The organism is Allofournierella massiliensis (assembly GCF_964241245.1).
In the GTDB taxonomy this organism is placed as follows: Bacteria; Bacillota; Clostridia; order Oscillospirales; family Ruminococcaceae; genus Allofournierella; species Allofournierella massiliensis.
On sequence record NZ_CAXSWZ010000019.1, the window covers coordinates 1 to 15,310 of the forward strand.

The 15,310-nt window shown below is 61.9% G+C and carries 10 protein-coding genes; 3 read left to right on the plus strand and 7 right to left on the minus strand.

Annotated elements, in window-relative coordinates:
• The first annotated feature begins 241 nt into the window (after positions 1 to 241).
• Entirely contained in the window at positions 242 to 997 is a 756-nt protein-coding gene (locus ACESYO_RS10695) for an AIM24 family protein (RefSeq protein WP_283129006.1), read from the plus strand.
• Between the two features lie 84 nt (positions 998 to 1,081).
• On the opposite strand, the gene ACESYO_RS10700 is transcribed toward ACESYO_RS10695, so the two are convergent.
• From ACESYO_RS10700 to ACESYO_RS10720, 5 genes are all read right to left on the minus strand, one after another.
• Positions 1,082 to 2,254, minus strand: a complete 1,173-nt coding sequence (locus tag ACESYO_RS10700) for an LCP family protein (RefSeq protein ID WP_373210003.1) — start codon at positions 2,252 to 2,254, stop codon at positions 1,082 to 1,084.
• Between the two features lie 323 nt (positions 2,255 to 2,577).
• Positions 2,578 to 5,502, minus strand: coding sequence for a SpoIID/LytB domain-containing protein (locus ACESYO_RS10705; RefSeq protein ID WP_373210004.1), 2,925 nt, complete (start codon positions 5,500 to 5,502; stop codon positions 2,578 to 2,580).
• Positions 5,503 to 5,509: 7 nt separating this feature from the next.
• Positions 5,510 to 6,808 (minus strand): competence/damage-inducible protein A, encoded by a 1,299-nt coding sequence (locus ACESYO_RS10710; protein ID WP_373210005.1) that lies wholly within the window; start codon positions 6,806 to 6,808, stop codon positions 5,510 to 5,512.
• Between the two features lie 86 nt (positions 6,809 to 6,894).
• On the minus strand, positions 6,895 to 8,121 hold the full coding sequence (gene thiI / locus ACESYO_RS10715) for a tRNA uracil 4-sulfurtransferase ThiI (RefSeq protein WP_373210006.1): 1,227 nt from the start codon (positions 8,119 to 8,121) through the stop codon (positions 6,895 to 6,897).
• Positions 8,122 to 8,164: 43 nt separating this feature from the next.
• On the minus strand, positions 8,165 to 9,334 hold the full coding sequence (locus ACESYO_RS10720; protein ID WP_373210007.1) for a cysteine desulfurase family protein: 1,170 nt from the start codon (positions 9,332 to 9,334) through the stop codon (positions 8,165 to 8,167).
• 309 nt (positions 9,335 to 9,643) lie between these two features.
• Here ACESYO_RS10720 and ACESYO_RS10725 point away from each other — a divergent pair, with 309 nt between their 5' ends.
• A complete protein-coding gene (locus ACESYO_RS10725) occupies positions 9,644 to 11,305 on the plus strand; it encodes a formate--tetrahydrofolate ligase (protein WP_276871475.1) in 1,662 nt (553 codons plus the stop codon).
• Between the two features lie 611 nt (positions 11,306 to 11,916).
• Here the strand turns inward: ACESYO_RS10725 and ACESYO_RS10730 are convergent.
• Together ACESYO_RS10730 and ACESYO_RS10735 are read right to left on the minus strand one after the other, a co-directional pair.
• Positions 11,917 to 12,930, minus strand: coding sequence for a GDSL-type esterase/lipase family protein (locus ACESYO_RS10730; protein WP_058963845.1), 1,014 nt, complete (start codon positions 12,928 to 12,930; stop codon positions 11,917 to 11,919).
• Positions 12,931 to 12,972: 42 nt separating this feature from the next.
• Positions 12,973 to 14,025 (minus strand): GDSL-type esterase/lipase family protein, encoded by a 1,053-nt coding sequence (locus ACESYO_RS10735; RefSeq protein WP_276871476.1) that lies wholly within the window; start codon positions 14,023 to 14,025, stop codon positions 12,973 to 12,975.
• Positions 14,026 to 14,425: 400 nt separating this feature from the next.
• On the opposite strand from ACESYO_RS10735, the gene ACESYO_RS10740 reads away from it, so the two are divergent.
• Positions 14,426 to 15,274 carry a helix-turn-helix transcriptional regulator gene (locus ACESYO_RS10740; RefSeq protein ID WP_276871477.1) on the plus strand — a complete coding sequence of 283 codons (849 nt, stop codon included), beginning with the start codon at positions 14,426 to 14,428 and terminating at the stop codon, positions 15,272 to 15,274.
• Positions 15,275 to 15,310 lie beyond the last annotated feature (36 nt).

The following is a 15,310-nucleotide window of genomic DNA, read 5'->3' on the forward strand; positions in this document are numbered from 1 at the left end:
CCACACCATTATACCGCATTCCCTTTCCTTATACGAGAAAAAGACCACCGATAGGTGGCCTTTTTCGACAGGCTGAAGGCCACAGCATTGCTGTGGCCTTTCCTTTTTGGTAAAAAATTCCCAAAATATCTTCCCGTTCGCTGCCGCCCGTGGTATAATGGCCCCAAACATACGGTGTTTTTTGCACCGTTTCCCAACACCGGGCGGCACACCGCCCATGCAACAGCAAGGAGGGTTTTCCATGGTCACATTCAACAATCTGCTGAACAATCCCAACATCCTCACCGCCGACCAGCTGGGCGGCATGCGGGTGCTGGAATATGAAAAAGATCTGAGCGTCCGCCCGGACAATGCCATTGCCAGCTACTATGCGTCCGAGATGAACGTGCGCCGTCGCCAGCTGCTGCTGGAGCTGAAGGGCGACAGCTATGTGGTGCAGGCCGGGGCCATGCAGTGGATGAGCGGCGCGGTGGAAGCCACCTCCGGCATCAAGGGTGTGGGCGATCTGCTGGGCAAGGCGCTGGCCTCCAAGGCCACCAAAGAGAGCGCGGTGAAGCCGGAATACAAGGGCACCGGCCATCTGATGCTGGAACCCACCTACAAGCACATCATCCTGCTGGACGTGGGCCAGTGGGACGGCCTTGTGCTGGACGACGGCCTGTTCCTGGCCTGCTCCGGTTCGGTGCAGCAGAAGGTGGTGGCCCGCACCAATCTGTCCAGTGCGGCGCTGGGCAACGAGGGACTTTTCAACCTGTGCCTGAAGGGCACGGGCGTGGCGGCGCTGGAAAGCCCGGTGCCACGCAGCGAGCTGATCGAGTTCCAGCTGAACAACGACCAGCTGCGCATCGACGGCAACATGGCCATTGCCTGGTCCTCCAGCCTGAACTTCACGGTGGAAAAATCCACCCGCAGCCTGATCGGCTCCGCCGTTTCCGGCGAGGGGCTGGTGAATGTTTACCGGGGCACCGGCACGGTGCTCATGGCCCCGGTGGTCTGATGCGTTCTTAATCCGAATCGCAAACAAAAAAGGCTCCCCGGCTGGGGAGCCTTTTTCTGTTTATTTGGGGTGGGCAGACGCTTCTCAGCCCGCAGCCTCGGAGGAGGCGGCTTCGGAGGAAGCGGCCAGCTCGGCCTCGCCCTCCTCGGCGTTGGTCATCACGTCGCCCATGGTGCGGCCCTCGTCGATGTTCATGCCGTAGAGGTAGGTCTGGCCGGTAATGAGGCCCAGCTTCTCGGCTTCCACCGGGCTTTCCAGGCTGCGGAAGTGCTCGTTCAGAATCTCGGCGCAGCTCTCCCGGTCCACATAATAAACCTGGGTGTGGCCATTGATGTTGGCCGCGCCGCCGGGTGCGCGCACGATGTAGATGTTGGCCGGGTCAATCTTCAGCATGGTGGCGTACAGACCCCAGATCTCGGTGATGTCCAGGCTGGTGTCGATGTAATGGGCCACCACCTTGCAGGTGCTGTAATAATCGGCCAGGGTGTAATCGTTCAGCAGGCTCTTGAGCAGGGCCGCGTAGAAGTACTGCTGGGTCTCCAGCCGCTTATAGTCGGCGGTGGAGTAGTTGCGGTTGCGCAGAATCAGCTCGGCGGTGTCGCCGCTGATCAGATGGGTGCCCTGCGGGCAGACCAGATCTTCGTGGCCGGTTTCCTTGTCCACGGTGACAATGTCCCAGGGGACGTACATCTCGATGCCGCCCATGTTGTTCAGCATGGTCTTGAAGGCCTGCATGTCGATGAGCACATAGTCATCCACCGGCAGCTTGAACAGCTCGTAGATCTTGTTGGCCAGGTTGTTGATCTTGTTTTCCTGATCCGGGCCGTTGGCGTAGACCTCGTTGATCTTGCCGGTGTTGGTCTTGATGCCGTCGCCCACATCCTCGCCGGCGTAGGTGTCGCGGGGGATCTGGAAGGCGTTGACCTTGCCGTTGTCCCGGTCGATCTGCACATACATGATCACGTCGGTCATGCCCTTGCCTTCCGCGTAATCGCGGCCGTCGTCATCGGCGTCGTAGTCGATGCCCACCATCAGCAGGTTGTAGAACCGGTCGCCGCCGGCTTCAATATCCGGGTCGGTCTGCTGGTTCAGGGTGCCCGCCTCGCCCTCATCGAAGGCCGGGGCGATCTGGCTGTAGAGATAGGCCATGGCGCTGCATCCAGCCAGCAGCACCACTGCAACAACGATCACCAGGATCTTGATCCAATTTTTCTTTGCCGGGTTTTCCACGCAGGTTCCCCTTTCTTTTTTGCTCATTTGGTTGATTGCACGGAACAGCCGCCGGGGATGCGAAAAAGCTTGACCGGCGGCTGAAAAAGGCCCGGGCATATCGCCCGGGAGATACTTGCAAACAAGTATCAAAAAAGTAACAAACGATATTATACCCTATTCCCGGCGAATTGGGGAGTATTTTTCCGCATTTTTTCCTTTTCGCACAAATCGGCTTTTCCACTTTTGTATATTAAGCCGCAGAAACCCCAAATTTTCGACAACATTTCCTGCATGGCTTCCCCACTTTTTCACAAAACAAACACAAAAGCGCCCTCCTTGCGGAGGACGCTCTGTGCAAAAAGCTCTGTTTAACCCACGGTGGACAAACTGGTGCCCGGGAAGTAATGGGCCAGAATCTGGTCGTAGGTCCAGCCGTTGGCCGCATATCCCCATGCCCCGTACTGGGACAGGCCGCACCCGTGGCCATAGCCATAGGTGGTGATGCTGAAATTACCATCGGCATAGGAAATATCGAAGGCCGCGCTGCGAATGGCCCGACCGGAGAAACCGGCCAGCACATTCTCCTGCAGCTTCTGCCCGGTGATGGTGGCGGTGCCCAGCCGCAGGCTGGTCACATAGCCGGAGGAATTCTTCACGATGTCGCCAAACCATTCATTGGGATCCTCGCTGTAAGCGTAGAGATCCACACCCAGCTTTTCCATGGCCCGGTCGGCCACCTCCTGCTCGGTGAACACGCGGGTGTTCTGCCAGTTGGTGGCATACTGCTGGTCATAAGGGCTTTCCACCGCCACCAGATAGGGGCGGGAGGAGCCCCACACATCCTCGCTGGGGTTGGTGCCGAAGGCCGCGCTGGCAAAGTAGGGGGTGAAGGCCACACGGCCGTTGTAGGTCACAATCTGGTTGGCCACCTCACGGGCTGCCTGCCGGATGGTCTCGCTGGGCTGGCGGCCGGCCACACTGGGCGCACCGCCCTGGCTCAGAATCCAGGAGTGAGCAGCCACCATCTGGGCCTTGTAGGCTTCAATGGGTGCATTCGCGCCCAGCTCGTTGCGGGCGATCATGGCCAGGCATTCCACCAGATCCATCTCCTGCCGCACACCGTTCATGGTCACCGTAATGGTACCTGCGCTGGGTGTGGGCGTAGGTGTGGGCTGGGGTGCCGGGGTAGCCTGCGGGGCCGCGGTGGGCTGCGCCGTGCCGGAATCGTCGGGGGCCTGGGTCGCCTGAGGCTTGTCCGTAGCGCCGGGCGCCTGGGTGGCGTCGGGCTTCGGTGTGGTGCCCGGCTGCGGTGTGGCGCTGGGCTTCGGGGTAGCCGTGGCCGGCGTGTCAGTGGGCGGCGGCGTCAGGGTGGGAATGGGCGTTGCGTTCGGATCCAGCGGCTGGATGCCCTCCACCAGCTGATCCTCCTGCGGCATTCCGCTTTCCTCCTGCACATCGCTGCTGGTGGCGCCTCCGGTGGCGTACCAGTTCATCCAGTACTGGTTTAAAGTCTCCACCGAGGGAACCTCCTCGCCGGTCTGCTCATACATGGCCAGCGGCAGCAGGGGCTGATCCGCCTGGGTGATCTGTTTGCCCAGAAGGAAGGCTGCCTCGTCCTGCCGCTGCAGTCGGCCGGTAACCGCCAGCTTGCGGCCGGAGCCGTCCGCCGCGTCCGCCACCAGCGTGGCAAAGCTGTCGGCGTCCTCCAGATCCACCGGCATCTCATACAGGCTGCGGGCCTTGATGCCCAGCACAAAGTTCAAAAACGCCTGCTGATCGCTCAGATCCTGAAGGTCGTACAAATCAAAGGCGGTCTCGCCGGTCTCGGCCGGGTCCCAGTAGTAAACCGCCGCCACTTTATAGCGGTAAGTATTGCCGTCGGTGTAGAGGGTGAAGCCGCAGTTGTCCCGCAGCAGCTCCTCTTCGTCCAGCTCGCTCAGCTGCTGGATGCTGCCCGTGGGGCATTCCACAATCACATTGGTGCGGGTCTGACCGGGCTGCTGGGCGCTCACAAAGCGGGCCAGCTCATCCCCCTGGGCCGCCTGCACCGCAAGGCCGATGGCCTGACCGGGCTGGGCTGCGTCCGGCTGGTAAACCAGCGTACCGCCCAGCTTGGGCAGAGCCAGATAGGCCGCCACCTGGCTGTTGCCCTGCTGCGCCTTTGTCAGGTAGTCCCGGGCGGCAGTGTCGTAGTCGGCGGTGCCGTAGCCCGCGCCGGTCATCTGCTGGGTGGCAGGGCGTTCCGCCAGCCACACCACGCCGAAGGCCACCGCCGCGATGAACAGCACCAGCACCAGACTGCCCAGTATCCGCCCCGCCGGATTCCGTTTGCGGGAAGGGGGTTCGGGCAGCTGGGCGGATTCGTCAAACAGCTGCCGCCCGGCACTGCGCAGGTTGGCCGCCCGGCTTACCGGAGCGGACGGAGATTTCTGCCATGCGTCGGCCGGGGCATTGCTCCCGGGCTGCACCGGGGCGGGCCGGGGGGCGGATTCGTTCTGAGCGGGCAGCGGCGTCTGCCGCACCGGCAGCACCGGGGCGGGCTTGCCGTAGGCAAAGCTCTGCACCCCTTCCGCCGGCTCCTGCCCAAGGGCCAGACGGCGCAGCATGTCCAGCAGCCAGTTGGCTGCCAGCATCTGGGGCTGCACGCTGGGGGCCAGCACATGCAGATACACGGTCTTGGCCCCGCACACCAGCACAAAGCCGGGCTGCACGCCCTTTGCGGACTGGTAGCTCACCGCCCAGTCTGCGCCGGAAAGGGCCAGCGCCTGCCGGGCGCGGCCCGCCACCGGCTGCACCGGGCAGTCGGGATATTTGTCCAGCAATGCACGGGGCGGCTCCAGCCGGTTTGCCCTGGTGGGGTGGCGGTAGCTGTGGTCACCGAAATCGTAGACCGCCGCCGCTTCCGGTTTTTCCCGGATGCGACCCTCCAGCAGATGGCCGGTGGCCTCATCCACCGCCACGAAGAGTTTGTTCTTTTTCGCCAGTGCCTCCAGCGCCGCATCGGCCAGCTCGGTATCGCCCTCACCGAACACGGCGGGGCCGAACTGCTGGCGGAAATATTCGTTCCACTGCCTGCAGATCCGATCGGCCCCGGCCTCGCTGCCCGCGCCGCGCACGTTTACGCAGACCACCAGCTCCTCTTCCCTGCTCAGCAGCCGCAGGCCCGGGCAGCCCTGAGCCGCCGCAGCCTTCAGCACCGCCTGGGCTCTGGCCTGCGATACGCCAAACAGCCGCAACGCCAGCATACGGTTGACTTGCGCCATTGCATCCACCTCGTTTCCCTTTTCTTTCATGATTCTGTTATTCCTTCATCGCCTGTTTCTGCTGCGCCAGCTCTTCGGCGGTCAGCTTGTCCGCACCGGGCATGGGCAGGCCCAGCGCCAGCCGCCGGGCAAAATCCAGCGCCCGGTTGGCGGCGCCTGTGCGGATGCTCTGCCGGTCCCGGTTGCCCAGAAGCAGCTTTGCCACATACACATCCTCACCACGAACCGCGCCCACATACACAAGGCCCACCGGCTTTTCGGCGGTGCCGCCGCCGGGGCCTGCGATGCCGGTGAGCGAAACGGCGATGTCCGCCCCGCTCACCCGGGCCGCTCCCATGGCCATCTGGGCGGCGGTCTGCCAGCTCACCGCACCCACAGTGGCAAGCGTTTTTTCGCTCACGCCCAGCAGCCTGTGCTTTGCCTCATTGGCGTAAGTACAGAAGCCGAAGCCGAATACCTCCGAGGAGCCGGGCACCCGGGTGATGCGCTGGCTCACAAGGCCGCCGGTGCAGCTTTCGGCGGTGGCCACGGTCAGGCCCTTCCCTGCCAGTGTCTGCACCAGCGTGTGCTCCAGATCGTTTGCATCCTCGCCATAGATCACATCGCCCAGAATGGCCCGGAAGTGTTCCGCATAGGCCCGGCAGGCTTTTTCTCCCTCCGCATGGCTGGCGGCCCGGGCGGTGATGCGAATCTGCACCTCGCCGGTTTTTGCGTAGATGGCGGCGGTGGGGTTCTCGTTCTCAAACAGATGGCCCACCTTTTCCTCCACATGGCTTTCACCGATGCCGGTGATGCGCAGGGTCAGGCTGTGCAGCACCTGCCGGCCATCGGCCAGAAAGGGGCCCACCTGTTCGGTCCACAGGGGTTTTAACTCGCTGGGCGGGCCGGGCAGCAGCACCGCCCGCTTTGCGCCCTTCCGGAACCAGACCGCCGGGGCGGTGCCGTTGTGGTTTTCGAACCAGCCGCCCTTTGTGGGCACCATGGCCTGCTTTTCGTTGTTCGGCGGCATGTGCCGGCCGGTGGCGGCAAAATAGGCCTGGATGTTTTCCAGAATGGACGGCTCCAGATGCAGCGTATCGTCAAAGCAGCGGGCCACCGTCTCCTTGGTCAGATCGTCCGCCGTGGGGCCGAGACCGCCGGAAAAGACCAGAAGATCGCTGCGCCCCATGGCCTGATCGATCAGCTGGGCCAGCCGGCCCTCGTTGTCGCCCACCACCCACTGGTGATGAACCGTGATGCCCAGCGCCGCCAGCTCCTTTGCCAGGAACTGAGCGTTGGTGTTCAGAATATCGCCGAGCAGCAGCTCGGTGCCCACACAGATGATCTCCGCCTTCAATTTGGTTTCCCTCTTTCCCACGGTTTGCTCATAGCCCGGCCGGGTTTTCCACAGCCGGGCATTTCGATTGTTTAAAACGGTGCTGTTCAGAACTCCTCCAGCTCGGACAGGTCGTCCTCCTGCTTTGCGTCCCGCATGTCGATGCGGATGCGCTCCACCGCGGCGGCCGCCTGCTCCTCCAGCGCGGCCAGGCCGGGCATGGCAGCTTCCGCCGCCTCGATCTCGGCTAGCGTGGGCTTGGTCTTGGGATGGGGCGGAGTGAAGATGGTGCAGCAGTCCTCAAAGGGCAGGATGCTGGTTTCGAAGGTGCCGATCTTGCGGGCCACCACCGTGATCTCGCTCTTGTCCATGCCGATCAGCGGGCGCAGCACCGGCAGATCCTGGGCCGCGTCGGTGCAGGCCAGCGCGTACAGGGTCTGGCTGGCCACCTGGGCAAGGCTCTCGCCGGTGACCAGCGCCTTGGCGTCGATGTCCTTTGCGATGCGGTTGGCGATGCGCATCATGCTGCGGCGCATGAGCACGGTGAACAGCACGTCGGGGGCGTTGTCCCGGATGTACTCCTGCGGGGTGGTGTAGGGCACCACATACAGCACGCAGTTGCCGGTGTAGGGAGCAATCTCCCGGGCCAGATCCCGCACCTTGTCCTGCGCGGCCTGGCTGGTGTAGGGCGGGCTTGCGAAGTGGATGTGATGCAGCGCCAGACCGCGGCGTGCCATATACCAGGCAGCCACCGGGCTGTCGATGCCGCCGCTGAGCATGGTCACCGCGCGGCCGCTGGTGCCCACCGGCAGGCCGCCCGCGCCGGGCACCTTGGGCCCGTGGACGTAGGCGCCGTAGTCCCGCACCTCCACCATGACCACGATGTCCGGATGATGCACGTCCACCCGCAGATGGGGGTGCTTGCTCAGCAGAAAGCCGCCCAGCTCCCGGCACAGCTCGGGGCTCTTCAGCGGGAAGGACTTGTCCGCCCGCTTGGCCTCCACCTTAAAGGTTTTGATGTTCCGCAGAATGGGGCCCAGATATTCCTCGGCGGTGGCCTTGATGGCGTCGATGTTTTTATCGCACACGGCGGCGCGGCTCAGGGCGGCAAGGCCGAACACCTTGCTCACCCGGTCGTAGGCTTCCTCCATGTTGGATTCCGCTTCCTCGTCCCGCGGCTCCACATACATGGTGCTCTGGGCCTTGTAGACCTGGAATTTGCCCAGATCCTTCACCCGCCAGCGCAGGGATTTGCTGAGCACCGATTCGAAGGTGGCCCGGTTCAGGCCCTTCAGGGCCATCTCGCCCTGATAGCACATGATGATTTCTTTCATTGTATTGATAAACTCCTTTATTTTCGGTCAGATCCTGACGATTTTATCGAATGCGGGCCAGCGTTTCCATGCCCTCGGCAAGGCCGGTCAGCAGCGCGTCCACATCGGCTTCGGTGTTGCTGCCGCAAAGGCTGATGCGCAGCGCAGTGTCCGCCCGCAGGGGCTCCAGCCCCATGGCAGCAAGGGTGTGGCTGGCCGCGCCCTTGGAGCAGGCCGACCCGCTGGACACATACACGTTCTTGGTTTCCAGAAAATGCAGCATGGTCTCACTTTTGATGCACATGGTGCTCACGTTCACCACCTCGGCCACCGCGTCCTCGGGGCTGTTGAACACGATGCCGGAAATTGCGGCCAGCCCTTCGCGCAGCCGCCGGTTCAGCTGTGCCATGCGGGCGGTGCGCTCGGCCATATTTTTGTAGCCGATCAGCGCGGCCTTGGCCATGCCCACCGCGTAGGGCAGGTTTTCGGTGCCGGGGCGCACGCCCTTTTCCTGCCCGCCGCCGTGGCCCTTTTCCTGCCCGCCGCCCAGATAGGGCGGCTCGATGTTATAGCCTCGGCGCAGATACAGAGCGCCCACGCCCTTGGGGGCGTGGATCTTATGGCCGCTCACCGTGAAGCTGTCGATGCCGTCCAGCTTCACCGGCACCCGCAGCCAGGCCTGCACCCCGTCCACATGCACGGCGGTGCGCGGGTTCTTTTCCTTCACCCGCTTTGCCAGCCGGTTCACGTCCACCATGGTGCCGATCTCGTTGTTCACCTGCATGCAGGCCACCAGAATGGTGTTTTTGTCCACCGCGTTCACGAAGGCATCCAGATCCAGATGGCCGGTCTCGTCCGGGTTGATGGTCACCACATCGAAGCCCAGCTGCCGCAGCCGTTCCATGGGCATGGCCACGCTGGGATGCTCGTAGCCGCTCACCACCACCCGTTTGCCCCAGCTTTTCCGGGCCAGGGCCGCGCCCAGAATGGCGATGTTGTTGCTCTCGGAGCCGCAGCCGGTGAAGAACACCTCTTCGGGGGCCGCGCCCAGTGTTTTTGCCACGCCGGCGCGGGCCTTTTCCAGCAGGCGGCGGCTTTCGCAGCCGGGGCCGTACAGGCTGGAGGGGTTGGCCCAGTGTTCCACCATGGCCTTGCGGACCGCGTCCGCCACCGCTTCATCCACAATGGTGGTGGCGGCATTATCCAGATAATGGAGGGTTTCGTTGTGCAGCATTCCGGTCTCACCTTTACAAACAGTATTAAAAGCGCATCATTCTACAAAATAGCCGCATTTTTCACAGAGAAAAAGCGCATAGGGATACAGAATATAGTATAGCATACCGGCGCGGTGTTTCACAACCGGAACCGGTATGCAAAAAGCCGGTAAAAGAAGTGCGACTTCTGCCCCGGTGCTTGTAACGGGCGGCGGATTTTGGTACTCTTATAAAGGAGACAAAAGGACCGGCCCGTCTGTGCCACAGCGCAGGCAGGCCGATGTTGTTTGGGCGGTTTGCGCCGCCCTGAGCAGGAAAGGATGAGTCCCATGAAATCGGATATTCAGATCGCACAGGAAGCTACCCTGCAGCCCATCGTTCAGATTGCGGAAAAGCTGGGTCTTTCGGAGGATGAGATCAGCCTGTACGGCAAATACAAAGCAAAGATCGACCACAAGCTGGCCAAAAAAGCCGACAAACAGGGCAAGCTGATTCTGGTCACCGCCATCAGCCCCACCCCCGCCGGCGAGGGCAAAACCACCATCAGCACCGGTCTGGCGGACGGCCTGAACGCGCTGGGCAAAAAGACCATGCTCTGCCTGCGCGAGCCCAGCCTGGGGCCCGTGTTCGGCATCAAGGGCGGCGCGGCCGGCGGCGGATACGCACAGGTGGTGCCCATGGAGGACATCAACCTGCATTTCACCGGTGACCTGCACGCCATCGGTGCGGCCAACAACCTGCTGGCGGCCATGGTAGACAACAGCGTTTATCAGGGCAACCCCCATAACATCGATCCCCGGCGCATTGTCTGGAAGCGCTGCGTGGACATGAACGACCGCCAGCTGCGGTTTGTGACCGACGGATTGGGCGGCAAGGTGAACGGCGTGCCCCGTGAGGACGGCTTCGACATCACCGTGGCCAGCGAGGTCATGGCGATTTTCTGCCTGGCCACCGACTTGAAGGACTTGAAAGAGCGGCTGTCCCGCATTGTTGTGGCGTACACCTACGACGGCCAGCCGGTGACCGCGGGCCAGATTGGCGCGGCGGGCGCCATGACCGCCCTTCTGAAGGATGCCTTCGATCCGAACCTTGTCCAGACGCTGGAGAACAACCCGGCGATCATCCACGGCGGGCCCTTTGCGAACATTGCCCACGGCTGCAACAGCGTGATGGCCACCCGTCTGAGCCTGAGTCTGGCGGATTACGTTGTGACCGAAGCGGGCTTCGGTGCGGATCTGGGCGCGGAGAAGTTCCTGGACATCAAGTGCCGCAAGGCCGGGCTGTCCCCCAACGCAGTGGTAATCGTGGCCACCGTGCGCGCCCTGAAGCATCACGGCGGATGCCCCAAGGATCAGCTGGGTGTGGAAAACCTGGATTATCTGACCGCCGGTGCGGACAACCTGCGCCGCCATGTGGAGAACATGCGCAATTTCGGTCTGCCGGTTTGCGTGGCAATCAACGCATTCCCCACCGACACCGCCGCCGAGCACGACTGCGTGAAGGCGATCTGCGCCGAGATGGGCGTGCCCTGTGCGCTGGCTGAGGTATTTGCCAAGGGCGGCGAAGGCGGCACCGAGCTGGCCAAAACCGTGCTGGACATCATGCAGGACGACACCGCCGTCAACTTCACCTACCCGGACGAGATGCCTCTGAAGGAGAAAGTTCTGGCGGTGGCGCAGAAGGTTTACCGGGCCAAGGACGTGAGCTGGAGCGCACCCGCGCTCAAGACCCTGGCCGAGATCGAGGCCATGGGCTACGGCAATCTGCCGGTCTGCATTGCAAAGACCCAGTATTCCTTCAGCGATGACGCCAAGCTGCTGGCTGCGCCTTCCGGCTTCACCATGACGGTGCGCGACGTGCGCCTTTCCGCCGGCGCGGGATTCGTTGTGGTGATCATGGGCAGCATCATGACCATGCCCGGCCTGCCCAAAAAGCCCGCCGCCGAAAACATCGACGTGGACGAAAACGGCAAAATCACCGGACTTTTTTAACGGACTCGACCGGTAACCGAGTGAGGTACGCCTGCCGTTTCGCACCCGGCTTTCCTCAGCAACGTACGCCAACACCCTTTTGACGGACTCGACCGCCAGCCGGGTGCGGGACGCTTACTGGTACGCACCGGATTTTCCTCAGCAACATACGCTGACTGCCTTTTTAACGACCCGACCGGCGGCCGGGTGCGGTACGCCTGCCGTTTCGCACCCGGCTTTCCTCAGCAACATACGCCAACACCCTTTTGACGGACTCGACCGCCAGCCGGGTGCGGGACGTTTTTCTGGCAGGTACGCACCGGATTTTCCTCAGCGATATACGCCAGCACCCTTTTGACGGACTCGACCGCCAGCGGAGTGCGGGACGTTTTTCTGGCAGGTACGCAGCGGATTTTCCCCGGTGACGCATCCTGACCGCTTTCACCTTATATTGATCAACCCGAGCATCTGCCGGGTGCGGAACACTTGCCGTTCCGCGCCCGGCTTTTTTCGTGCTTTGCCCTGCTCTTCTCTTCACATTTATCCCGATGACAAAAAACAGCCGGTGGGAGAATTCCCATCGGCTGCTTTTTGTTATCCTCTTTTTACGCCCGATCCGTTTCCATGCCCCATCAGGCGTTGTCCGCCAGATAGTAGGTGCTGCCCATCACATAGGGCAGGTCGCTGCTGTAGGCCACATGCCGCAGCAGATAGTCCATCCAGGCGCCGTAGCCCGCCGAGTTCAGATGCAGGCCCTCGGTGGTGTAGCTGGGGTTCAGCCCGCCGCTGTCATCCAGAAGCGAACTGTATACGTCCAGATAGTGGCAGCCCTGCTCCAGCGCCATCTGGGCCAGCTGCTGGTTGATGCGCTGGATGCGCTCGTTGTTCAGGTTCGTGTTGGTGTAGTCGGTGGTAACCGGCGTCATGGACTGGATGTAGATCTGCACATCCTGCCCCGCTGCTTCCCGAATCGAGGTGATCATCTGCTCGTAGTAGCCGAAATAACCCTTTTCCACCGCCTCGTCCGCACTGGTGGCCAGTGCGTTTGCGCCGAACATCAGATACACCGCCTTCGGCTGCTTCTGGGCAATAATATCCAGCGCCACCTCGGTAGCCACCACCGTTTCCGACTGGTACCGGTTCATGCTCTTGCGGTTCACAATATCGCTGGGCACCGCGCCCCGGTAACCAAGCACCGTAGCCACGCCCTTGGCCGGGTTCTCGTAAAGATCCAGGCCCTCGGTCACACTGTCGCCTAGGAACACCACGTCCGGCAGATATTTCGTGCTGTCCACCAGGCCGCATTCCGGCTGGATGATATCCTCATAGGTCAGCGTCTTGATGGTGTAGTCCCCGGTCTGCTGCACCGGACCCATCCGCTCAAACCCGGTTTCGTTGGTGTCCACCACCGGGTTCTGCATGGGCAGCGGCGCAAGCACACTGCCGGAAATGCCCGGCTGTACCGTTTCGCTGGTGGCAGGTTCCTCCGCGCCCCAGCCGGTCACCGCCTGAATGCCCCAGGTAATCACCCCGGAAACACCCAGCACCATCACCGCCAGCAGCGCCATACTCAGTACCCGCCGCTGCGTGCGGCGGCGCTGCCGCCCCCGCACCTGATTGCTGAATTCTCGATAGCTGTTTGCCATATTGTCTCCTGTTTGCCCTGCATCCCGCCGGGGATGCGCCGTTTATTCGGCAGCCTTATAATAAGGGCTGCCCTCCAGATAGGGGTTTTCGGGATTATAGGCCGTATGGGTGGTCAGATAATCCCGCACCAGCGGATAAGCCGATGCGTTCAGATGCACCCCGTCCTGCGCGGCCAGATCCGCCCGCAGATCGCCGTTCTCATCCGCCAGCACCTCGTGCAGGTTGATGAAGTAGCAGCCCTTTTCCACCGCCATCTTGGCCAGCTCGCTGTTTACCCGCTGAATCCGTTCCCGGTAAAGGCCCGGCTGCTTCACACCCGGCCGCACCGGCGTGACCGACTGCACATAAATGTCCACCTCGCTGCCCAGCGCCTCCCGGAACTTATCCAGCATCTGGCTGTAATAGGCCAGATACGACTGCTCTGCCGCGTCGTCGTTGCGCACCAGCGCATTCGTGCCCAGCAGGATATACAGCCGCTTGGGGTTGCTGTTGATGATGGTGTCGAAGATCGGCTCCGGCTCACGACCCGAATTTTCGCCCGGATCCGCCACCTCGTTGTTCACCACCTGGCTGGGGCCGATGTTCTTGTAGGCGCACACAAAGGCGTGCTCCTTCATATCGGAAGTATTGTATGCGTTCCAGCCCTGGCTCACACTGTCGCCCAGAATGGCGGTGCGGTCAAAGTACTTCATGTCCACCTGGCCGTTTTCCGGCAGGCCCAGCAGCCGGAAGTCCGGCGAGTTCACCGTCTGATCCAGCGTTTTTTCCAGCGGCTGCATGGTGTCCCATGCGGCGGCCGTGCCCTCTGCCGCCGGGCTGGCGGGCTGCTGGCTCTGCGCGGCGCTCTGGGCCCCGCTGCCGCTCTCCGGCGTGCTTTCGCCCTGCGGGGTGCTCTGGGCCGTGCTGATGCTTTGCGGTGTGCTCTGGGTCTGATCGCCGCCCTTCAGCCAGCTCGGCTCGCCCAGCAAACGAATCGCGCCATAAGCCGCCGCCAGCACCGCCGCCACCACAACAACAAAAATCAACGCCCGGCGCATCGCCCGTTTGCGTTTGCGCCTGCGCACCTGTTCCCTGAATTCCCGGTATGTAGGCATCCTGTTTCCTTCCCCTTTCCTTCCCCCGGCGGTTTCCTTCTCGCCCGGGGCGCTCTGTCTCATATCCTTAAAACGCGGTTGACCGCCAAAACATTTCAAAGCTCTGCCGCGTGTTATTCTCTGCGTATTGTTTTATTATACCCCACCGCTCTTTTGGGTTCAATAAGAGGGGGGCCATTTTCACCGCTTTTCTTGCCCTCCCGGCAGGTTTCGGAAAAAGGTTTTCAATTTGTTAATATTTTATCCGCCATCGCCAAATTTTCCAGATTTTTTCATTTTTGGTCTTGACGAACACATTCCCACCCTTCATACTTAAGGTAGCAAATCTGACAGCAGCCGCCCGGTCCGCTCTCTTTGGAGTGCGGCGTTTTCCCGGCCCGGAAGGAGCGAACTGTGGACCATGATCACCCATCACTTTGACGTTGAGCCCAAACAGCCGTGCCAGCTTCCCTCTGTGCAATTGCTGCACGCCAGCATCCATCACGGCAGCCCCACCGCCCGCTGTGACCTTCACAGCCATATTTTTACCGAGCTTCTGTACATTCTGCAGGGCAGCTGCCGGCTGGATGTGGATGACCAGCAGGTGGAGCTGCATGCAGGCGATCTTCTTGTGCTGAACCCCCAGTGCCCGCATTACGGCGTTCAGCCCATCCGTGAGCCCTTTTCCATGCTCTGCATCAATCTGTGCTGCGCCTGCTGTGTGGGCGGTCAGCCGGCGGGATATCTGGTGCTTTCCAGCAGAACCATCCAGCCGCTGGAACCCTATCTGCGCCTGTTTTTTCAGGAGCTGCAGCAGCACAGCGATTACTTTGACGAGGTCTGCCGCCAGCTTGCCGGCCTGATTCTTCTGCAGCTGAACCGGGTTTGCCCGCTGAGCCAGGCAAGCATTCCTTCCAGCCGCAAAAGTGCCCTGGAATGTGCCCGGGTACGCCAGTACATCGACGAGCACTTTGCCCAGCCCATCACCCTGGATCAGCTGGCCCGCTACGCAGGGCTGAACAAGTACTATCTGGTGCATGTGTTCAACCGGGAAATGGGCTGCAGCCCCATCAGCTACCTGATCGAACGGCGCATCAGCGAAAGCAAGCGCCTTCTGGCTGCCACCCGCATCCCGGTGCAGCAGATCAGCCGCCAGCTGGGCTTTTCCAGCCCCAGCTATTTCAGCCAGAGCTTCCGGCGGGCCACCGGGTTTTCCCCCGCGGAATTCCGCCGTCAGGCCCGGGACGCAGGCTCCGAACCGACAGAATGATGCAATGATTTTTCATTGACGTACAACATTTTTTAT

Coding starts and splice junctions, on each gene's coding strand:
- ACESYO_RS10695 (WP_283129006.1), top strand. CDS start 242: ATGGTCACATTCAACAATCTGCTGAACAATCCCAACATCCTCACCGCC.
- ACESYO_RS10700 (WP_373210003.1), bottom strand. CDS start 2,254: ATGAGCAAAAAAGAAAGGGGAACCTGCGTGGAAAACCCGGCAAAGAAA.
- ACESYO_RS10705 (WP_373210004.1), bottom strand. CDS start 5,502: ATGAAAGAAAAGGGAAACGAGGTGGATGCAATGGCGCAAGTCAACCGT.
- thiI (WP_373210006.1), bottom strand. CDS start 8,121: ATGAAAGAAATCATCATGTGCTATCAGGGCGAGATGGCCCTGAAGGGC.
- ACESYO_RS10720 (WP_373210007.1), bottom strand. CDS start 9,334: ATGCTGCACAACGAAACCCTCCATTATCTGGATAATGCCGCCACCACC.
- ACESYO_RS10725 (WP_276871475.1), top strand. CDS start 9,644: ATGAAATCGGATATTCAGATCGCACAGGAAGCTACCCTGCAGCCCATC.
- ACESYO_RS10730 (WP_058963845.1), bottom strand. CDS start 12,930: ATGGCAAACAGCTATCGAGAATTCAGCAATCAGGTGCGGGGGCGGCAG.
- ACESYO_RS10735 (WP_276871476.1), bottom strand. CDS start 14,025: ATGCCTACATACCGGGAATTCAGGGAACAGGTGCGCAGGCGCAAACGC.
- ACESYO_RS10740 (WP_276871477.1), top strand. CDS start 14,426: ATGATCACCCATCACTTTGACGTTGAGCCCAAACAGCCGTGCCAGCTT.